At 69.6% G+C, this 20,490-nt stretch carries 19 protein-coding genes; 8 read left to right on the top strand and 11 right to left on the bottom strand.

Annotation, left to right across the window (positions count from 1 at the left end; all coding sequences use genetic code 11):
• Positions 1–16: 16 nt before the first annotated feature.
• On the bottom strand, positions 17–346 hold the full coding sequence (fdxA, locus tag IEV93_RS11645; protein WP_188489800.1) for a ferredoxin: 330 nt from the start codon (positions 344–346) through the stop codon (positions 17–19).
• Positions 347–691: 345 nt separating this feature from the next.
• Here fdxA and IEV93_RS11640 point away from each other — a divergent pair, with 345 nt between their 5' ends.
• The 5 genes from IEV93_RS11640 (at position 692) to IEV93_RS11620 (ending at position 5,142) form a co-directional block, all read left to right on the top strand.
• Positions 692–1,237: a cysteine dioxygenase gene (locus IEV93_RS11640; RefSeq protein ID WP_188489798.1), complete on the top strand. Its 546-nt coding sequence runs from the start codon at positions 692–694 to the stop codon at positions 1,235–1,237.
• Between the two features lie 7 nt (positions 1,238–1,244).
• Positions 1,245–1,613 (top strand): rhodanese-like domain-containing protein, encoded by a 369-nt coding sequence (locus tag IEV93_RS11635; protein ID WP_188489796.1) that lies wholly within the window; start codon positions 1,245–1,247, stop codon positions 1,611–1,613.
• Positions 1,614–1,953: 340 nt separating this feature from the next.
• On the top strand, positions 1,954–2,940 hold the full coding sequence (locus IEV93_RS11630) for a DUF6745 domain-containing protein (RefSeq protein ID WP_229705047.1): 987 nt from the start codon (positions 1,954–1,956) through the stop codon (positions 2,938–2,940).
• Positions 2,941–3,002: 62 nt separating this feature from the next.
• Positions 3,003–3,458, top strand: a complete 456-nt coding sequence (locus IEV93_RS11625; RefSeq protein WP_188489792.1) for a DUF8820 family protein — start codon at positions 3,003–3,005, stop codon at positions 3,456–3,458.
• Positions 3,459–3,594: 136 nt separating this feature from the next.
• Positions 3,595–5,142, top strand: a complete 1,548-nt coding sequence (locus IEV93_RS11620) for a WD40 repeat domain-containing protein (protein WP_188489790.1) — start codon at positions 3,595–3,597, stop codon at positions 5,140–5,142.
• Between the two features lie 11 nt (positions 5,143–5,153).
• Here the strand turns inward: IEV93_RS11620 and IEV93_RS11615 are convergent, their stop codons facing one another.
• Genes IEV93_RS11615 through typA form a run of 6 tightly spaced genes read right to left on the bottom strand, consistent with a single transcriptional unit; the run spans position 5,154 to position 13,727 of the window.
• Complete coding sequence (locus IEV93_RS11615; RefSeq protein WP_188489788.1) at positions 5,154–5,936, bottom strand: hypothetical protein; 783 nt, start codon at positions 5,934–5,936, stop codon at positions 5,154–5,156.
• Positions 5,936–8,566: a bifunctional FO biosynthesis protein CofGH gene (locus IEV93_RS11610; protein ID WP_188489786.1), complete on the bottom strand. Its 2,631-nt coding sequence runs from the start codon at positions 8,564–8,566 to the stop codon at positions 5,936–5,938. Before IEV93_RS11610 ends, IEV93_RS11615 begins: the two co-directional genes overlap by 1 nt.
• Positions 8,567–8,604: 38 nt before the next feature.
• Positions 8,605–8,970, bottom strand: coding sequence for a facilitated glucose transporter (locus IEV93_RS11605; RefSeq protein WP_188490545.1), 366 nt, complete (start codon positions 8,968–8,970; stop codon positions 8,605–8,607).
• A 2-nt stretch (positions 8,971–8,972) separates the two neighbouring features.
• A complete protein-coding gene (mshB, locus tag IEV93_RS11600) occupies positions 8,973–9,875 on the bottom strand; it encodes an N-acetyl-1-D-myo-inositol-2-amino-2-deoxy-alpha-D-glucopyranoside deacetylase (protein WP_229705046.1) in 903 nt (300 codons plus the stop codon).
• Positions 9,872–11,782, bottom strand: coding sequence for an ABC transporter family substrate-binding protein (locus tag IEV93_RS11595; RefSeq protein WP_229705045.1), 1,911 nt, complete (start codon positions 11,780–11,782; stop codon positions 9,872–9,874). Before IEV93_RS11595 ends, mshB begins: the two co-directional genes overlap by 4 nt.
• Before the next feature lie 37 nt (positions 11,783–11,819).
• On the bottom strand, positions 11,820–13,727 hold the full coding sequence (gene typA, locus IEV93_RS11590; RefSeq protein ID WP_188489784.1) for a translational GTPase TypA: 1,908 nt from the start codon (positions 13,725–13,727) through the stop codon (positions 11,820–11,822).
• A gap of 209 nt (positions 13,728–13,936) precedes the next feature.
• On the opposite strand from typA, the gene IEV93_RS11585 reads away from it, so the two are divergent.
• The 3 genes from IEV93_RS11585 to IEV93_RS11575 all read left to right on the top strand — a co-directional run bounded on the left by IEV93_RS11585 (position 13,937) and on the right by IEV93_RS11575 (position 16,916).
• The gene (locus IEV93_RS11585; protein WP_188489782.1) at positions 13,937–14,113 is read left to right on the top strand and encodes a hypothetical protein; all 177 of its coding nucleotides are present in this window, start codon (positions 13,937–13,939) and stop codon (positions 14,111–14,113) included.
• Between the two features lie 78 nt (positions 14,114–14,191).
• Positions 14,192–15,448: a glycoside hydrolase family 183 protein gene (locus IEV93_RS11580; protein WP_188489780.1), complete on the top strand. Its 1,257-nt coding sequence runs from the start codon at positions 14,192–14,194 to the stop codon at positions 15,446–15,448.
• A gap of 178 nt (positions 15,449–15,626) precedes the next feature.
• Positions 15,627–16,916 carry a glycoside hydrolase family 183 protein gene (locus tag IEV93_RS11575; RefSeq protein ID WP_188489778.1) on the top strand — a complete coding sequence of 430 codons (1,290 nt, stop codon included), beginning with the start codon at positions 15,627–15,629 and terminating at the stop codon, positions 16,914–16,916.
• An 8-nt stretch (positions 16,917–16,924) separates the two neighbouring features.
• On the opposite strand, the gene IEV93_RS11570 is transcribed toward IEV93_RS11575, so the two are convergent.
• Genes IEV93_RS11570 through IEV93_RS11555 form a run of 4 tightly spaced genes read right to left on the bottom strand, consistent with a single transcriptional unit; the run spans position 16,925 to position 20,480 of the window.
• Positions 16,925–17,449: a PASTA domain-containing protein gene (locus IEV93_RS11570; RefSeq protein WP_229705044.1), complete on the bottom strand. Its 525-nt coding sequence runs from the start codon at positions 17,447–17,449 to the stop codon at positions 16,925–16,927.
• Positions 17,450–17,454: 5 nt separating this feature from the next.
• Positions 17,455–17,856 (bottom strand): (deoxy)nucleoside triphosphate pyrophosphohydrolase, encoded by a 402-nt coding sequence (locus IEV93_RS11565; protein ID WP_188489776.1) that lies wholly within the window; start codon positions 17,854–17,856, stop codon positions 17,455–17,457.
• Positions 17,853–18,875, bottom strand: coding sequence for an ABC transporter ATP-binding protein (locus tag IEV93_RS11560; protein ID WP_188489774.1), 1,023 nt, complete (start codon positions 18,873–18,875; stop codon positions 17,853–17,855). The genes IEV93_RS11565 and IEV93_RS11560 overlap by 4 nt, the downstream gene beginning before the upstream one ends.
• Positions 18,876–20,480, bottom strand: a complete 1,605-nt coding sequence (locus IEV93_RS11555; RefSeq protein WP_188489772.1) for an ABC transporter permease — start codon at positions 20,478–20,480, stop codon at positions 18,876–18,878.
• Positions 20,481–20,490 lie beyond the last annotated feature (10 nt).

Here is a 20,490-nt window from a genome sequence, read left to right as displayed (position 1 = left end):
TCGCCGGGCGTTTCCGTCAGTCTTCTTCGGTGTTCATCGGGGGCAGGCCCTTGATGAACGCGGGGTCGTGCGACGTCTTGCCGACCTTGCTCGCACCACCGGGCGAACCCAGGTCGTCGAAGAAGTCGACGTTGGCGTTGACGTAGGGCTCCCACTCATCGGGGACGTCGTCCTCGTAGAAGATGGCCTCGACCGGGCAGACCGGTTCGCAAGCGCCACAGTCGACGCATTCGTCGGGCTGGATGTACAGCATCCGGTCGCCCTCGTAGATGCAATCCACCGGGCACTCCTCGACGCAGGCCCTGTCCAGCAGGTCCACACACGGCTCGGCGATGATGTACGTCAACTCGGTTCTCTCCTCACGTATCGCGCGTAGGGCAGTACGCGCCCGCAACGGAACCCTGGTGTAGGGCCACGTGTCCACCCACCAGTATCCGTCCGCCCCGGTCGTGGTCACAAACCGGGGGCACCCGCGCAGCCGTCCCCGCGCACGTCAGCCACGCGCGATGAGACGAACAGCACCCGCCGAGCGCACCCCCTGGCGGTCACCTTCGAATCAGGGTGGACCTAACCCTCGTCCCGCGCGGTGTTCACAGGCACTCTGACCTGGTGATCCACCACCCGACGTCGCGACGCTGTCGCAGCTGAGCAACCCCGACCTGTCCACCTGCGACTCACGGAGTTCTCGACGATGACCACGACCCTCGGACCGACCCCCACGCACGACCGCCGCACCTCCACCCTGCCGACGCGACTGCGTCCCGCCGATCTGCTGCGCCTGACCGACCAGACGGCCGCCGACGTGCTCGACGGACACTACGACCACGTGCTGCCGGCCCGCTGGGACGAGGTGTCGCGGTGGTCGACCCGCCTGCACGCCGACGACGACCTCGACCTGTGGCTGATCAGCTGGACTCCCAACGTCTCCACCGAGCTCCACGATCACGCCGGCTCGTTCGGGGCGCTGACCGTGCTGTCGGGCTCGCTCACCGAGTACCGATGGACGGGGCGCGATCTGCGGGCACGCACGCTCGATGCCGGGGATCAGGCATCGTTCCCGCTCGGATGGGTGCACGATGTGATGCGTAATCCGGCCACGCCGAGCAGTGCTGAGCCGACGTTGAGTGTGCACGCGTACTCACCGCCGCTCACCGCGATGTCCTACTACGAGGTCACCGAGGCGCAGTCGATCCGGCGTGTGCGCACCGAGTTGACCGACGTGCCCGAAAAAGACTGAAGGACTGATGACCACGATCGACGACCTGCTCCTGACCGCACGCGAGTCCCTCGTCCGGTTGCCCGCCGAGAACGTCCGCGACGAACTCGCCGCCGGCGGCATCCTCGTCGACATCCGCCCGGCCGCGCAGCGCGCCGCCGAGGGCGAGGCGCCCGCCGCCCTGGTCATCGAACGCAACGTCCTGGAGTGGCGGTGCGACCCCGCCAGCGACGCCAAGATTCCCGAGGCCGTCGATCACGATGTCCGTTGGATCGTGCTGTGTCAGCAGGGCTATACCTCCAGCCTGGCCGCGGCGGCGTTGCAGCAGTTGGGATTACATCGCGCAACCGACGTCATCGGTGGCTATGAGGCACTGGTCGAGGCGGGCGCGGTCTGAGACATCGGTGCACGCGGGTCTTGCGTTCGGCGACCGTACGTGTCACCTTTGATGGCATGACCACCGGAAAGGCGGATTCCGCCACCATCGCGTGAGCGCCGCACCGATTCGCACAGTCACTCGACCACCGCGAATCCCGTTCCCCACCCGCACCGATCCCGAATCCGGGCCGATACCTGATCTGTCCACGTATCGTGATGCGTGGCTCTCCTGTGGGACCCTCGCTCATCCCTCCGACCGCGCCGCGGCGGAATCTGCTGTCGCAGAACTGTATCGGCGGGCAGGATGTCGCGAGCCCGAGTTCGTCTGGACGACCTCACCACCGGCCGCCCAGGAGCTGATGTCCACGATGGGCCGGGCCGACGTGGTGTCCATCAGCATCGACAGCCTCGACGGCGCTCCGACCCGCATCGCCCACATGCTCTCCGCGTCCCGTACCCGCATGAACGCGCGGATAGCGGGGGCCCATCGCACCCCCTGGGGTGAGCGCCAGATGACGGCGATCCCGGGAGTGCCCTCGTGGCGGGTCTCGGAGGACACCGCGATGAGCGCCTACCAGTTCCTCCGTGCGTCGATCTGGGATTCGTTGCACACCAGCCTGTTCGATGGCGTGGCCGCCGCGATACGCACCCTCATGCCGCCGTTCGTCGGCGCGGTGACCTGGTACGGGCAGCAGGAAGCCCACCGCGTCGCGTACTACGACTACTACCGACGCTCGCGGCTCGCGATGTTCCGACCCGAGGACCTCGACCTTCTCGCGGTGCTCGCCACTCTCACCCGTGCGACCGGATGGTGGTGGGCCTTCGACGACGTGTGCGTGATGGCGGAGCGACCGACTGCCCTGCACACCGAGACCGCGCCGAACGGGCAGTTCAACCAGCAGCGTCTACATCGCGACGACGAGCCGGCGATCGAATTCACGGACGGTCAACAGGTTTTCGCCCATCACGGGACGATCATCCCGGCATGGGTCGTGCGCGAACCGACCGTCGAGCGGATCGCCCGCGAACGCAATGTCGAGGTCCGCCGGTGCGCCATCGAACGCATCGGATGGGACACCTACGTCGACACCGCCGGGCTGGACGAGATCGATCAGGCCGATGATCCCGGTAACACCGGGAACCGGCTGCGGCTCTACACGACGCCGGACGGCTGGGGGCGTCGCGAACGAATTCTGCTCGTGGTCAACGGTTCCACCGAACGGGACGGGCAGCGCAGGCGTTACGGACTGCGCGTGCCCCCGTGGATCGGCTCGGCGCTCGACGCCGCGGGCTGGACCTACGGCATCCGCGGTTCTGACTACGCCCGGCTCGCCCGCAGAACATGACCACATCTCGAGCCCCGTTCCACCCATCGACACAAGCCCATTCATCGACCCAAGGTGCCCCCATGAACGTGATGACCCTGTCCACTCTCACCGACCTCACCGGACTCGACGTCCTCGACCATCTCGACCGCTCGGTGTCCATCCCCGTGATCGACGGGCTGCAGGCCCAGGGCGATCTCATCGTGGTCCCCCATCGACTCCTGGCGGACGCGGTCACCACCGTCGCCTGGTCGCGGTCGGCCGACGTGCCACTGTCGGGGATCGAATTGCTGCGCAGTGCGGCCGGAGGCAACCCGCACAGCCTCGTCGCCGACACGGGGATCTGCACGTGGTCGACCCCCGTGCACGACACCCGCGGCCTCGCCCTGGGAATCCTCGACACCGAGGTCGTCGCGTACCTGATCCACCCCGAGCACGGGGCTACCGGTATCGCGCCGGGCCGGTACGTCATCGGCCGTCAACGCGAGGGTGGCACCGAGGCCCACTTCGGGTCGCGAGTGCAGCTGGTCGCCGACTGACCGACGCCGGGTGAGCCGTTCGCGCGTTGGGCCTTCGTTCCCGCGCGTTGGGCCCACGTTCTGCTGCGTGCTGCGACAACAGCCCAAAAGCGGCGAACGAGAGCCCAACAGCGGGAATCGCGGGAAGATCACTCGCATGGCCGGACAGACGGACACCGTCGCACGGTTGGCCGGCGCCGCGGTAACCGTCGCGGCGTGCCTCGTCGGGTGCACGACGTCGGACACCGCCGGCCCGTCGGACCTCTCGATGTCGACGGGCCCGCTCGAGTCACCGGCGTTCACCGACGACGCGTCGGCGTCGACCACCGGAGCGACGCGTCTTCTCGGCAGTCTCGCCGGCCGTGAGGTGTACCCGGTCGCCCTCTCTCCCGACGGCACCCGTGTCGCCGCCGTCGTGGAGTCACTCGCCGGACGGGAAGTCACCCCCGGGGTCGGGTACGGCGCCGGTTCGGCCGTGTCGCGCCACGGCCCCACCGAGCTGTGGGTCTGGGACGCACGGTCCGGCGCCCGGGTGCTGACGGCCCCGATCCCGCGGCCCACGGCCATGGCGTTCACCCCCGACGGATCCAGGGTCGTCACCGATGATCCGCATCACCGTGGCGCGCTCCTGCGCGCCTGGGACATCACGACGGGCCGCCTCATCGCGACCTACGCCCGACCAGGGGAGGGCAATCCTGACGGCACCGACGGCGGCGGTCCTCTGGGCAACACCCCGGCCACCCGATCGATGTTCGCGGTCGGTCCTGACGGCACGCAGATCACCACCTACGCGGGCAACGACTTCGCCGGGCCGCCGGGCGAGCCGTACGACGGCGTCCGACGGATCGTCCGCCTGTGGAACGCGGGCACAGCCACCATCGACCACACCCTCGAATCCATCACCGCGGCCCGCATGGCTTTCCCACCGGCGCTGGCCTACACACCCGACGGCGACACGATCGTCGCAGGGTTCACATCCCCTCGATCCGGCGCGCAGACGACCTCGACGACCTTTGCCGGTGTCGCGACGTGGTCGGCGTCGACCGGCGAGCTCCTCGCGCGTACCGACATCGACAAGGGCAGCGGCACCGGGCAATCCACGATCCGGAACGTGGCGGTGCGAGAGGGGAGCCCGGTGGCGGTCGGGCAGACGATCTCGCCACCGGCGGGGCCAGGCCAACCGGCGGCCGGCACCACCGTGTGGATGTACGACACCTCACGCGGCCGGATGACGACCCTGGCCCGTTCCGACGGCGCGGGCGAGGACCGTTTCGACACCGCCCTGGGTTCAGACGGCACGTCGATTGCGGTGCTCACCACCCGAACCGTCTCCACCACAGGGGATCAGGCCCCCTACCAACGCCAGACGCTGACCACCTTCGATGCCACGGCACCTCGCCGATCCCACGACATCGCGTTACCCGACCCGCGACAATGCACCACCGAGTTCTCGACGCCGGGAACCACCGTCGAGTACAGCCCGGACGGGACGACGTTCATGATCGCGGGGTGCGGGCTCGCGCTGTACGACAGCGCAGATCCGACCACCGGGAGAACGCTGCAGGCGGCCACCGATGCGCAGCGGTGCAACCTCGGGACCACGGCGCAGTTCTCCGGCGACGGGACCCGCATCGTCGGATCGGGGCCGTGCGGAATCCGGCTGTACGACACCGCGACCGGGCGGGTCATCGCCGCCACCGGTTGATCGGCGCGCGGTCAGACGCGGACCGGGGCCCGCAGACTGGCCACGGCGGCCTCGGATGCGCGTCGCAGGGCCGAGCGCTCCCCCACGTAGTCGGCCACCGCACCGACCACCGGAAGCGCACTGAGCAACCGCCACGGCTGCTTCGGTGACGGGCGGTGCGAGAGCACGTCGGAGATCGACCGCAGGAGGGCGACCGTCGCCCACACCGCCTTCACGATGCCGGCCGGGCTCAGCGACCGTGTGCGATCCTGCGCGGCGTCCACCGCCTTCTCGATGTCGGCGGAGGGTGACGACGAGTCCTGCGCCGGCTGCGACAGCAGCGTTCGGGAGTCGACGATCCGATCACACAGGACGGCGACGAGCTGATCCGTCTGTTCATACCGGTCGCGCACCCCGTGCACCCGCTGGACCGCGCAGATGACGAACGCCTGCTGTGCGAACCCGAGCAGATCCTGCAGCGGCAGACGGTTCGAGATCGCCCCGAACACACCGGGATAGGCCACCAGGACCGTGCTGAGCCGACCGACGCGGCCGACCCACCACTCGGTGCGCTGCTCGACGTTCCACTTCGCCCACGTCGCGGTGCCGGGTAGACCGGTGTGGTCGGTGACCCAGCGCAGCGAGTCGGTGGCCTTGGCCAGCAGCGAGTCGTCGTCGGCCGAGTCGGTGAACGTCAGGTGTTTCACACCCAGGACATCGCAGCCCTCCACGATGTCGAGAACCGGGTTGATCACCCCGGTCGCGGTGTGGAGCACCCGTGCGACGTCGCGGTCGCTGATCGTGCGCTGCGCCATCAGGCGGCCGTCTCGCGTCGGGCGTGGACGGTCGTCCGCTCCCGCGCGGGGCGGCCGATCTGTTCGGCGATCGACCGCAACTCGGCGACGGTCTTCTCCGAGCCGTGCTGCGACCCGGCCATGCGGGAGATGGTCTCCTCCATCAACGTGCCGCCGAGGTCGTTGGCGCCGCCCTGCAGCATCACCTGGGTGCCGGCCGTGCCGAGCTTGACCCAGCTGGTCTGGATGTTGTCGATGCGCCCGTGCAGCATGACGCGCGCGAGGGCGTGCACCGCGCGGTTGTCGCGGTGGGTCGGACCCGGTCGCGATGCTCCCGCCAGGTAGAGCGGCGAGCTCTGGTGCACGAACGGCAGCGGCACGAACTCGGTGAAACCGCCGGTGCGGTCCTGGATGCCGCGCAGGATGTTGAGGTGGCCGACCCAGTGCTTCGGCGCGTCGACGTGGCCGTACATCATCGTCGAGCTCGACCGCAGGCCCACCTCGTGGGCCGTGGTGACCACATCGATCCAGGACGCGGTGGGCAGCTTGCCCTTGGTGAGCACCCAGCGGACCTCGTCGTCGAGGATCTCCGCCGCGGTGCCGGGGATCGTGTCGAGTCCGGCCTCGCGCAGCTGAGTGAGCCATTCCCGCACGCTCTGTCCACCCCGTGACGCCCCGTTCACGATCTCCATCGGTGAGAACGCGTGCACGTGCATCGAGGGCACCTTCGCCTTCACCGCCCGCACCAGATCGGCGTAGCCGGTGACGGGCAACTCCGGATCGATGCCGCCCTGCATGCAGACCTCGGTGGCGCCGGCGACGTGTGCCTCCCACGCCCGGTCGGCGACCTCGTCGGCCGAGAGCGTGTAGGCGTCGGCATCGCCCTTTCGCTGCGCGAACGCGCAGAACCGGCATCCGGTGTAGCAGATGTTGGTGAAGTTGATGTTGCGGTTCACCACGTAGGTCACGTCGTCGCCGTTGACCTCCTTGCGAAGCGAGTCGGCCAGCGCGACAAGCGCTTCGAGTCCGTCGCCGTCGGCGGTGGCGAGCGCGAGGTAGTCGGCGTCGCTGCACGCGGCCGGATCCCTCTCCGCGTTGCGCAGCGCGGTGAGCACGTCGGCGTCGAGGCGGGCGGGTGCCGCCGCGGCGTCGGCCGACAGGGCCAGCACCTGCTCGCGCACGGTGTCCCAGTCGCCGAACGCACTGCCGAGGTCGCTGCGGGTCTCGGTGTTGCGGCCCTCGGAGTCGATGGCGGTGTGCAGGTCGACGCGCCCGGTGGACTGCCAGTCCTCGTCGGGTTCCTGCCAGGGCAGGCCGACGGGGATGACGTCGGCGGCCAGACCGGTCACGGGATCGGACAGGGCGCGCACGTGTCCGGTGATCCGCGGATCGATCCACGGTTGTCCGGCCAAGACATACTGTGGTTGCGCCGCAACACGTTCGGTCAGCGTGTAGCCACTGTCGGCGGTGATCTGGGCGAGCGCGTCGAGGTTGGGCCACGGCCGCTCGGGGTTCACGTGATCTGGGGTCAACGGCGAGACGCCGCCCCAGTCGTCGACGCCGGCCGCGATCAGCGCGGCGCACTCCTGCGCGGACACCAGGTTCGGCGGCGCCTGGATCCGCATCGACGGTCCGAGCAGAACCCGCGCGACGGCGACCGCGGCGATGAACTCGTCGATGTCGGCGTCGGGCACCGAGCGCATCGCCGTGTCCGACTTGGCCCGGAAGTTCTGGATGATCACCTCTTGGATGTGACCGAAAGCCTTGTGCGTCGACCGGATCTCGAGGAGGGACTCCGCGCGCTCGTACCGCGTCTCACCGATTCCCACGAGGATCCCGGTGGTGAACGGCACCGACAACCGGCCCGCGTCGACCAGGACGCGCTTGCGCACCTCGGGGTCCTTGTCGGGACTGCCGTAGTGGCACTCCCCCTTGTCGGTGAACAGCCTGCGCGCGGTGGTCTCGAGCATCATGCCCATCGACGGGGCGACCGGCTTGAGACGGGAGATCTCCTCCCACGTCATCACCCCGGGGTTGAGGTGCGGCAGCAGACCGGTCTCCTCGAGGACCCGGATCGACGCCGCACGCACGTAGTCCAGGGTCGAGTCGTAGCCACGCTCGTCGAGCCACTGGGCGGCCTCGGGCCACCGGTCCTCGGGGCGGTCGCCGAGGGTGAACAGCGCCTCCTTGCACCCCAGCTCGGCGCCGCGGCGGGCGATGTCGAGGACCTCGTCCATCTCCAGGAAGGCGCCGTGTCCCTCGCGGGCGAGCTTGCCCGGGACGGTGACGAACGTGCAGTAGTGACACTTGTCGCGACACAGACGGGTCAGCGGGATGAACACCTTGCGGGAGTAGGTGACCTGGTGATCGCGTCCCTGCGCGGTCAGGCCCGCGTCGCGGACCCGTCCCGCCGACGCCGACAGATCGGCGAGGTCGGCACCGCGGGCGGCGAGCAGGACGCTCGCCTCGTCGACGTTGATCGTCGCGCCGTCGCGAACGCGGCGCAACGCGCGCCGCATCGCCGACGGTGTGGGCGCGACTTCGGCGGACGCGGTGTCTTCGCGCTGCGATGTCGGACCGCCCACGAAGGTGGGGGTCGGTAGATCAGCTGACTCACGGGGTTCGGATGTCACCCATCGATCATGCGCCATCGCAGCCCCGGGTGGTCATCTGCGCCCCCTGATCCGCCCTAGGAGGTGCCGCGCGGCTCCGGCAGACGCCCCGACCAGGACACCACCACCGGGATCCCGGCACCGAACACGACCAGCAGCAACGTGCGCCAGTCGGTGAACAGCAACGCATCCCCGCCCGGGCCTGCGAAGAGCCCGAAACCCATGGCGATCACCCATCCCCCCAACGGCAGCATGCGCGCCGGGGTGTCGGTGTGTCCGGCCGCCAACCACAGCAGCACACCGTTGGCGAGGCCACCGATCAGGGCGGTCGCCGGCACCGGGACCGAACCGACGTAGACGTTGAGGAACGCCACGCTGAGCAGGCCCACGATGAAACCGTCGAGCGTGAGGACCGCGAGCAGCACGCGATCGACCGGGCGCATCGTCACGAGTCCACGGTGGACGGCCCGAACAGATCGGTCTCACGCTCGCCGGGAGCGGGCGGCTCGAGCGCGCCCTCGACGAGGATGAAGTGCTCCTCGGGGTGGATGGGCTGCACGATGTTGTTCGACAGCGCGTACTCGGTGCGACTCGGCGCCACCGTCACCTGGGTTGCGTGTGCGGCGAGGGCATCGACCTTGCGCTCGAAGACGTCGCGGACGTCGACACCGGTGGTGATGTCGGCGTCGGGGTAGCGCGGCAGTTCGTCGGCCAGCGGCATCCGCCAGCCCTCGGGCACCCGCGTGTCGACGCCGTCGAGGCCTCGCTCGAGCGCGGTCGCCTCGGTGACCGACCAGTAGTGCTTGGCCACCGACCATCCGCGGGTGCGGGCCTCGTCGATCGCCGCACCGCAGATGCGGTGGACCTCGACGTGATCGGGATGACCGTAGGTACCCGCGGGGTCGTAGCCGACGAGCACCTGCGGGCGCAGCGCGAGGATCAGGTCGGCCAGGGCGGTGACGGGCTCGTCCGGTGCGGCGTTGGTGAACGCGCGCGGATGCTCAGCGGCGGGCGACCCGGCCATCCCGGAGTCCCGCCAGCGACCGGCGCCACCGAGGAACGTCGGGACGAGAGACGTGCCCGGGGCCGCGAGGGCGTCGAGTGCGCGCGTCAGTTCCAGTACGCGGTATCCGCCGAGTTGGTCGGCACCACCGTCGGCGGCCAGTCCGGCCCACCGGTCACCGATGACCTCACCCTCCTCGCCCAGGGTGCAGGTCACGACGGTGACCTCGGCGCCCTCGGCGAGATATCGGGCGATGATGCCCCCGGTCATGATCGACTCGTCGTCGGGATGGGCGTGCACGACCATCAGGCGGCGCGACCGCGAGCCGTGTGTCACAGACGTCATCCCCGGTCGATCCCCCACGTGCCGCTGTTGCCGAAGATGCCGGTGGCCACGGGACCGTCGAGGCGGACGTTCGTCGTGCCCGGCCCGACCGCGGTCAGCACCGAGTCCTGGAAGACCGGTAGGTAGACGTGTTGTGCGGCGACGGCGGTCTCTGCCTCACGCAGCGTCGTCGTCGGGTCGGCGGCGCTCAGCGCCCGGTTCGCCAGATCGGCCAGGGTCCGGTCGCAGAGTCCGGAGACATTGCTCGCGTAGCGCTCGTCGCCCGTCGCCGACGAGCGGTCCGGGGTGGTCGTCGGCGATGCGCTGGGCGCGACGGTGGTGGGTACGACGCCGCTCGGCGTCGGGGTGGCCGAGGTGCCGGGGGCACCGGATCGCGGTGTGTCGCACTCGGTGCTCGACGCGAGTCGGGTGGCCGGCGAGACCCCCGCCGACTGCCATCCCACGACGATGTCGACGGACGGATCGGTGAGGGCGGTGCCGTAGAGCTCGGGCGCGGACAGCGCCCGTACCTCGGCGAGGACGCCCGCTCCGCGCAGCTGGTCGCTCAGACTGTCGGCGGCGGCGCGGGTGCGGGTGTCGCCGGCGACGACGCCGATGCGTACCTCGAGCGTCTTGCCGCCGCGCTGCAGCGGCACGACGCCCTGCGGCAGGGTCGTGGCCGTCGACGATCCACCGTCGGTGGCGGACTGGGTGGTGGTCGGGGTCGCCGACGCGTCGGTCGCCGGCGAACTCGCGCCGCTCGACGACGGCGGGCTCGTCGACGCCGCCGCCGGCACCGGGAAGTACCCGCCCGTCGCGAAGTATTCGGCGACCGCGGCCGCGTCGGGCACCGAGCGGTCGGCGAGGAAGTACCCCGGGTCCGACGGTTGGTAGACGGTGTTGGCGAACGGGGTGACCGTGGCCGCGCCCGCACCGGCGTCGATGAGCACCTGCGTGTCGACCAGGCCGAGGATCCCCTGCCGCACGGCGACGTCGGACATGATCGGACTCCGGGTGTTCAGCGTGATGCCGAGCGATCGACCGACCGCGGTTCGTCCGGTGACGACACCGGGGATGGCCCCGAGGCTCCCGGCGAGGGCGGGTCCGCCGGCCACGGCGACGACCCGGGTGTCGCTCGACCGCACCGATTCGGCGAGTTGGGTGGACGTACCCACCCGGTGCAGCACGATCTGGTCGACGACCGCGGGGGTGCGCCAGTACCGGTCGTTGCGCTGCAGGCGGATCTCGTCGCGGCTGGGGTCGATGCCGCTGATCGCGAACCGGCCCGCCGAGACGGGCAGACCGGAGTCCATGCCCGTCTGGAAACCGTCGGGGACCCCGCGCAGGGCATGCGAGGGCAGTAGCGAGGTGAACAGCTCACGCCAGGCCGGGTAGGGGGCCTTGAAGCGGACCACCGCCTCCTTGCCGCCCGCGCGGGACGCGACGTCGTCGATGAGGCGGTAACCGGCGGGGGCCACGGTGCCGGGCTGGCGCGACATCTGCTCCCACAGGTACGAGAAGTCCTCGCCGGTGACCGGCAACCCGTCGGACCACTGGGCGTCCTGGGCTATCCGATAGGTCACCGTGAACGGCGACTGCGAGGTCACCTCGGCGCCGATCAGGACCGCCGGGTCGAGGAACCACGCCACCCCCGTCGGCGTGGCGACGGGAGTGAACGCGCTCGGCAGGGTCATCGCGGCGACCGCTGCGGTGACCGGACTCTGATCTGCCGACAGATGCGGGTTGAACCCCACCCCGATCGTGTCGGTGGCCACCGAGATCGTCTGCCCCTGCGGGACGTCGGTCGGCGGCGGCGGGGCCTCCGACTGCTGCACCGGGGGCGGTGGGTCGGCGGTACACGCCGCGGTCGCGACCGCGACGACGCACCAGAGCGCGAACATCACCCGTGCGGCGCCCCGGCACCTCATCGTCGCGAACACCTCAGCATCATCGCCGACGCGTCGATCAGACGTTCGCGTTGCGGGCCTTGGCACGCGACCGCTCGCGGCCACGGGTGGTGGCGTCGAGGTCGACCTTGCGCACGCGGACGACCTCGGGGGTCACCTCGACGCATTCGTCATCGGTACAGAACTCCATCGCGGCCTCGAGCTCGAGCTTGATCGGCTTGGCGAGGGTCTCCATCACGTCGGCGGAGGACTGACGCATGTTGGTCAGCTTCTTCTCCTTGGTGACGTTGATGTCGAGGTCCTCCATGCGCGGGTTGATACCCACGACCATGCCCTCGTAGGTGTCGGCACCCGGCTCGACGAAGAACGTTCCGCGATCGGCGAGCTGGATCATCGCGAACGGGGTGACCGAACCCGCGCGGTCGGAGACCAGCGAACCGGTGTGGCGGGCGCGGATCTCGCCGGCCCACGGCGCGTAACCGTCGAACACGGCGTTGGCGATGCCGGTACCGCGGGTCTCGGTGAGGAAGTCGGTGCGGAAACCGATGAGTCCACGCGACGGGACGATGAACTCCATGCGGACCCAGCCACTGCCGTGGTTGGTCATGTCGCCCATGCGGCCCTTGCGTGCGGCCAGCAGCTGCGTGACGGCGCCCAGGTACTCCTCGGGGACGTCGATGGTCAGGTGCTCGAAGGGCTCGTGCAGCTTGCCGTCGACCTGCTTGGTGACCACCTGGGGCTTGCCCACGGTGAGCTCGAAGCCCTCGCGACGCATCTGCTCGACGAGGATCGCGAGCGCGAGTTCGCCACGGCCCTGGACCTCCCAGGCGTCCGGGCGCCCGATGTCGAGGACGCGCAGCGAGACGTTGCCGACCAGTTCGCTGTCGAGACGGTCCTTGACCATGCGCGAGGTGAGCTTGTGGCCCTTGACCCGGCCGACCAGCGGCGAGGTGTTGGTGCCGATGGTCACCGAGATCGCGGGCTCGTCGACGGTGATGCGCGGCAGGGCGATCGGGTTGTCCACGTCGGCGAGGGTGTCGCCGATCATGATCTCCGGCATACCGGCGACGGCGACGATGTCGCCGGCCACGGCGGTCTCACCCGGGGTGCGGGCGACGCCGACGGTGACGAGGAGTTCGGTGATCTTCGCGCGCTCGGTGACGGGCTCGCCGTCGACCTCACGCATCCAGGCCACGGTCTGCCCCTTCTTCAGGGTGCCCGCGTACAGACGGACCAGAGCGAGGCGGCCGAGGAACGGCGACGCGTCGAGGTTGGTCACGTGGGCCTGCAGCGGCGCGTCGAGATCACCCTTGGGCGCGGGCACGTAGGACAGCAGCATGTCGAAGAGCGGATCGAGGTTCTCGCCCTCGGGTACGTTGCCGTTCTCCGGCGCGACGGTGCTGGCGATGCCTGCGCGGCCCGAGGCGTAGAGGACGGGCAGGTCGAGGGCCAGTTCGGCGGCCTCGGCGGCCTCCTCGTCGACGTCGGAGGCCAGATCGAGGATGAGGTCGTGGCTCTCGGAGACGACCTCGGCGATACGGGCGTCGGGGCGGTCGGTCTTGTTCACCAGCAGGATCACCGGCAGCGAGGCGGCGAGGGCCTTGCGCAGCACGAAGCGGGTCTGCGGCAGCGGGCCCTCGGAGGCGTCGACGAGGAGCACGACACCGTCGACCATGGAGAGTCCGCGCTCGACCTCGCCACCGAAATCGGCGTGGCCGGGGGTGTCGATGACGTTGATGACGACCTCGGTTCCGTCGGGCTGACGACGGTGCACGGCGGTGTTCTTCGCGAGAATGGTGATGCCCTTCTCGCGCTCGAGGTCACCGGAGTCCATCACCCGGTCGACGACCTCTTCCCGCTCGGTGAAGACACCGGACTGTCGAAGCATCGCGTCGACCAGAGTGGTCTTGCCGTGGTCGACGTGCGCCACGATTGCGACGTTACGGAAGTTCGGAGCAGCATTCACTGGGCGTGTCTTTCGGGTATTGGACATACGAAAACGACCGGGCACGGCGCCTGACCGCCCACCAGGGTATCGGTAGGGCCGTTGAGATGACCGTCACAGAGGCTCAGAACGTCGATGAACGCTCTGCTAATGTCTGCCGACATAGGGTGTGCTTACCTAAGTTCGTCCCCGGCAGTGCAGCGATACGACAGTGAGGTCTTCTCCGTTCCATGGCAAAGGTGACCGCCGCGACCTTCACGAAGGTGAAGCCGAAGAAGAAGTGCTGCCGCAAGTCGACCCGGTGTGCCGCATGCCCCGTCGTGCTGCACCGCCTCGGCAAGATGGACGCCCACGAGTTCTCGAACAAGCAGTTCACCAAGGCCCTGAAGAAGGCCCGCGCCGCCTGAACCGGACGTACCTGGCGAAAAGGGTCGACACCGCCCCGCTCATCAGTACGCTTCCCCGAGAACGGGGAGGGGTCCTTGATGAGATTTCGTTCGATTCTGGCTGTCGTCACCACCGCGAGCGTGGCGTTGTCGGTCGCCGCGACCATCGGCGTCACCGCGCCGGCCTCGGCCGCGCCGTGTGGCAATCGGGGGATCTTCGGGTCCAGCCTGGCGTTCGGCAGCAGCCTCGGCGGCCTGCTCGGCCGACGCAGCGACCAGAAGCCGCTGCCGCGGGTGCTGACCGGCAACACGCGGACCGTCGGATGGGTCACCGGTGCACTGTCGCCGAACCGCACCGACACCCGGTTCGGTATCTCCGGCACCGATCTCGGCATCTCCTGGGACAACGGGTCGGGGCAGACCCTGATGGCGTTCGGCGACACCTACGGCGACTGCAATGCGCCGGGGCAGCAGTGGCGGCACAACACGATCCTGCGAACCTCTGACACCACCCCGGGCGACGGCGTGACCATCCCGTCCGGCATCCCCGGCAACGTCCGTTCGGGTGCCTCGGTCTCCGCGGGCGCCCCACGCAGGGCGTCGGAAAGCGTTCCGTCGCCGGGCATCCCGGGGGTCGCGATCACGACGATCCCGACCGCAGGGATCGCGATCAACGGCATCCAGTTCATGAACTACATGTCGGTCCGCTCCTGGGGTGACGCCGGACGATGGGTGACCAACTACTCGGCCGTGGCGGTTTCCCGCGACAACGGTCAGACCTGGACGACCGCGCAGTCGACCGTGCGGCCCAACCTGATCTCCGCGTCGGCGGGGGCCAAGGCCGTCGACGACAGCAACGGCAAGTTCCAACAGGGCGCGTACGTCCGGGGCCGCGACGGCTTCATCTACCAGTACGGCACCCCGAACGGCCGCTTCGGCGCCGCGTTCGTCGCCCGGTTCCGCCCCGCCGACATCCTCGATCTGAGGAAGTACGAGTACTTCACCGGCGACAAGGCCAGGCCGTGGTCGCCCGATCAGACGAAGTCGAAGGCCGTCGTGCGTGAGCCGGTGGGCGAGATGTCGGTCGCATGGAACTCCTACCTGGGGCGCTACATCATGCTGGCGGGCAACAACGGGAACGGTTCGCTGGCGCTGCGCACCGCGACCGATCCACAGGGACCGTGGAGCGCACCGACATCCCTGCTGAACTCGGGTCAGCTCAGCGGCGTCTACGCGCCGTACATCTACGCCGGGTCCCCCGCGGGCGGGCAGTACCTGTACTTCACCGCGTCGCGCTGGCAGGACTACAACGTGATGATGCTGCGCACCGATCTCACGCGGATCCCCGTCCGCTGACCTGCGGTACGCCGTAACGATCCGGTATCTGTTCGGCCGCAATCGATCTCTCGATGCGAGCGCGGGCCAGGACGACGGGGATCATCATCGGGTAAATCCCACTAGCCCCATCCGTCACACGAGTCACAGAGATGTGACGGGGAGTCGACGATCGCGGGCTCAGTACGTCAGGAGTGTCATGTCCGCCCTACGTCGCAGCGTCGTCCTGATGACCACCGTCTGCACCGCCGCGGCCACCCTCGCCGGCGTCGGTCTGGCCGGCCCGGCGTCGGCCGCGCCCTGCGGCAACGAGGGGTTGCTCGGATCATCGCCGCTGGGCCAGGCGATCGGCAACGCGTTCGGCAGCAGCGGCGCCGGCCCCCTGCTGGGGAAGAGCAGTGCCCAGGGGCCGCTCCCGGTGGTGAACTCCGGCAACACCCGTCCGGTCGCATGGGTGACCGGCGGCAAGTCGCCGAACCGCACCGACACCCGCTTCGGCATCTCCGGTACCGACCTCGGTATCTCCTGGGACAACGGCTCCGGACAGACCCTCATGGCGTTCGGCGACACCTTCGGCGACTGCAACGCACCGCGGCAGCAGTGGCGACACAACCTCATCCTGCGCACCACCGACATCGATCCCGCCGACGGTGTCACGATCGGCGACGGGGTGCCCGGTGACGTCCGGTCCGGCGCCGTCGTCGCCTCGGCCACACCGCGTTACGCGAGCGAGTCCATCCCGGCACTGGAGGTCTCGGGCGTCGAGGTGACCACCATCCCGACCGCGGCGATCGCCATCGACGGCGTGCAGTACATGAACTTCATGTCGGTCCGTCAGTGGGGCGGACCGGGCCGGTGGGTGACCAACAGCTCGGCCATCGCGGTCTCACGGGACAACGGTCAGACGTGGGCCACCGACCCGAAGACGGTGCGGCTCAACCTGCCCGTGTCGATCCCCGGTGTCGAGCAGGTCGACGACAGCAACGGCAAATACCAGCAGAACGCCTACCTGCGCGGCCGTGGCGAGGACCAGTACATCTACCAGTACGGCACCCCCAACGGACGCTACGGCGCCGCCTTCCTCTGCCGCTTCCTGCCCGGCAACATCCTCGACCTGAGCAAGTATGAGTACTACACCGGCGACGCGGGCGATCCCTGGTCATCGGAGACCACGAAGTCGAAAGCGGTTGTCACCGAACCGGTCAGCGAGATGTCGGTGTCCTGGAACAACCGGCTGCAGAAGTACCTGATGCTCTACGGCAACGAGGCGAACGGCACCATAGCAATGCGCACCGCGACCAAGCCCGAGGGACCGTTCGGCGCACCCATCACGCTGCTCACCCGCCAGCAGCTCGGCGGCGTCTACGCGCCGTACGTGTACCCGGCCACCGGCGGCGACGACCGCTACCTGTACTTCACCGCGTCACGCTGGTCGGACTACAACGTGATGATGCTGCGCACCGACCTGACACAGATCACCGCCGGCTGAGCTCGCCCTCAGCAGTCGTTGGGCTCGTCGGTCTTGACCACCGACAGCACTGCGTCGCCCTCACCGATGCGCGAACCGGGCGCGGGTGACTGCGAGACCACGATCCAATTGCGATCGAACAACTGGGCTCGCCCCTTGCCGGTGGCGTCCTCGCTGCGGGAGTAGAACACGCCGGTCTTCTGGATGCGGTCCTGCGCCGCCTGCAGATTCATGCACACGACGTCGGGCATGACGCCGGCACCGTCGGCCGCCGACGCGGTGGGTCGGGGTGCGACCGAACTGCTCGACGGGGTGGTCGTGGTCGGGGCCACCGTCCGTTCGACGGTGACGGTGCTCGCGGCCGCGGGGGCAGCCGGGGTGTCGTCACCTCCCCCGCTCGCGATGACCACGCCGATCACGACGACGAGGAGCACCACGGCGGATCCGAGGATGATCCAGGCCGGAGCGTTGCGACGCGGCGCGGGTTGGTCCTGCTTGTCGAACGGGTCGGTCTCGTCCCCGTGATCGAAGCGGCTGGTCGGCGGCAATGACATGAGTCCTACTCTCCTCGTAGCAACGCGTCGAGATCGGGCAACCAGGCCGTGTCGGCGGGAACCACGGCTCCCTGGGCGCAGAGCGCGGCGAGTTCGTCGGCGTCGACCCACCGGATCGCGAGATGCTCTCGCGGCTGCGGTGTCCCGGCGACCAGTTCGGCACGCAGCGCGACGAGGGCGACCCCGTCGGCGACGTCGACCGGCGCCCCGACGGATTCGCCCACCGTCACCTCGATGTCCAGTTCCTCGTCCAGTTCCCGGCGTAGCGCGTCCGCGGTGGTCTCCCCCACCTCGACCTTGCCGCCGGGCAGTTCCCACAGGCCGGCCAGATGTTCCGGGCGTGCGCGTTGCGCCATCAGCAGCCGACCGGAATCGACGATCGCACCCGCGACGACGAGCCGACTCATCCGATCACCGCGATGCGATCCGGGTCGAGGGCCACCGCGACCTCGTCGCCCACCGACACCGCCCGGTCGGACACCGCCGCGTACTGCGCACCGGACGGCAGCCGGATCTGCAGCAGGTACTCCTCGGGCAGGGCCGCAACCGATTCCACCCGCGCGAGCACGGCGGACGTCGACGTCACCACCAGCGATCGCGGTCGTAGCCCCAACTGCCGCTGCGTCGCGGTCTCGGCGGCATCGCGGTCCGGCAGCGTGACACGCCCGACCGCGGTGACCGCGACGTCGCCGTCCATCCGCGCGGTGACGATGCTGGTGCAGCCGACGAATCGCGCGACCCACTCATCGGTCGGGGTGCGCCAGAGCGCGTCCGGGGTTCCCGACTGCACGATGGACCCCTGCGACATGATCGCGATCCGATCGGCCAGGACCGCCGCCTCCTGATGGTCGTGCGTCACCAGGATCGTGGGGGTACCTGCTGCTCGGAGGATCTCGGCGATGTCGACGGCCAGACGTTCACGCAGGCGACGGTCCAGCGAGGACAGCGGTTCGTCGAGCAGGAGGAGTCGGGGATTGGGCGCGAGTGCGCGGGCGAGGGCGACCCGCTGCGCCTGACCGCCGGAGAGCTCGGACACCGGCCGGTCCTCGAGACCGGGCAGGCCGACCAGGTCGAGCAGCTCGTCGACGCGCTGGGCGGTCGCCGACCGGGACCATCGGCGCGCACGCAGGCCGTAGCCGATGTTCGCCGACACCGTTCTCCCCGGCAGGAGTTGGCCGTCCTGGAACACCACACCGAAGTCACGGCGATGGGTGGGCACGTCGGCGAGATCGACCCCGTCGAAACTGATCACGCCGGCACTCGGGCGTTCGATGCCGGTGATGGCCCGGATCAGGGTCGACTTGCCGCACCCGGACGGACCGAGCAGTGCGGTGACCACCGACCCGTCGGTCCCGATGCTGAGGTCGAGGTCGTCGAGGACGATCTGGTCGCGGTAGGCGACCCGTAGTGATCGGATGTCGAGCATCTAGAACTCACTGCCTTCCACGCCGCGCAGGGACTCCATGATGACCACGACCACCGCCGTCGCCGCGATCAACAGCATCGAACACGCCATGGCGGTCGCGAGGCTGTCGGCACCGGGCCGGTTCAACGCGGACCCGATCAGCACCGGCAGCGTGGTGGTGCCCGGCCGGGCCACGAAGCCGGTCGCCCCGAACTCGCCGAGCGCGATGATGAACGCGAACGCCGTGGCCACGCCCAGAGATCGCCAGATCAGTGGCAGGTCGACCGTGCGCCAGACACGCCAGGGTGAGGCGCCGAGACTCGCCGCGGCGTGTCGCAGCGACGTCGGCACGGCCGCTAGGGCGGGGGCGATGATGCGGATGACGATCGGCGCGGCGATGAGCGCCTGTACCGCGGGGACCACCCCGGGCCACGCGGCGACCTCGGCGGGCAGTGACGCGAGCACGACGAGATAGCCGAACCCGACGGTCACCGCGCTCACCCCGAGCGGCAGCAGCGCCAGCCCGGCTCCGACGGTCGCGACCGCGCCTCGCGACCTCGCCAGCGCGAGGGCTCCGAGCAGTCCGACGGTCATCGCCAGCACGGTCGCCCACAGTGCGCTGATCGCGCTGTACTGCAGGGTCTGCAGGGGCGTCTCGCCGTTGACCGATTCGGTGAGCGATCGGTACCCGGACAACGTCCACGAGTCGAGATCGGTCACCGAGCCCCCGGAGGTGGGGCGGACCGAGCGCAGCGCGACCACCGCGAGGGGGCCGACGAGCAGGACGACCGCCCACACCGTCGCCCCCGCGGCACCCACCGCACGCAGACCGGCCAACGGCGTCGGGACCGCGGACCTGGCCGCGACCGCCTCGGTGCGGGGGGTGAGCACGCGGGCGGCACCGACGACGATGACGACCAGGACGATCTGCACCATCGAGAGCGCCACCGCCGCGGGTATGTCGAAGTAGCCGATGGCCTGGGTGTAGATCGCCGTCTCCAGCGTCTGCCACCGGCCGTTGCCCAGGATGAGGACCACGCCGAAGCTGCTGGCGCAGAACAGGAACACCAGCGCGGACGAGGCGAGGACCGGGGCGGCGAGGCGCGGGAGCACGACGGTGCGAAAGGCCCGCCACGGCGTGGCGCCGAGGGTGCGTGCGGCCTGTTCGGCCCGCGGGTCCATCGTGCGCCACACCGACCCCACGACCCGGACGATCACCGCGACGTTGAGGAAGGCGTGCGCGGCGAGGATCGACCACACCGAGCCATCCCACCCCAGCCCGGCCAGCGGCCCGCCACGGCCCAGCAGCGCGCGAAAGGCCATCCCGACCACCACGGTCGGCAGCACGAACGGCACCGTCACGAGGACCATCAGCGCCGTCGACCACCGAGGCGCCGCGACCGCGACCAACCAGACGATCGGGGCCGCGACGAGGAGGGCGACCACGGTCGAACCGGCGGCCTGCGCGAGGGTGAAGCCGAGCAGTCCCCACGCATCGGTTCGCGCGAGCAGTGCCCCGAGACCGGCACCGTCGGAGACGTCGAACGCGCGCCGGATCAGCGCACCGACCGGCCAGACGAAGAACACACCGAGGAACAGCAGGGGGACGACGACGATCGCGCCCACCCCGACCGAA

It is taken from the genome of Williamsia phyllosphaerae, from assembly GCF_014635305.1.
Classification (GTDB): Bacteria; Actinomycetota; Actinomycetes; order Mycobacteriales; family Mycobacteriaceae; genus Williamsia_A; species Williamsia_A phyllosphaerae.
Note: the sequence above shows the minus strand (reverse complement) of the source record. Positions and strands in the feature narration are given on the sequence as shown.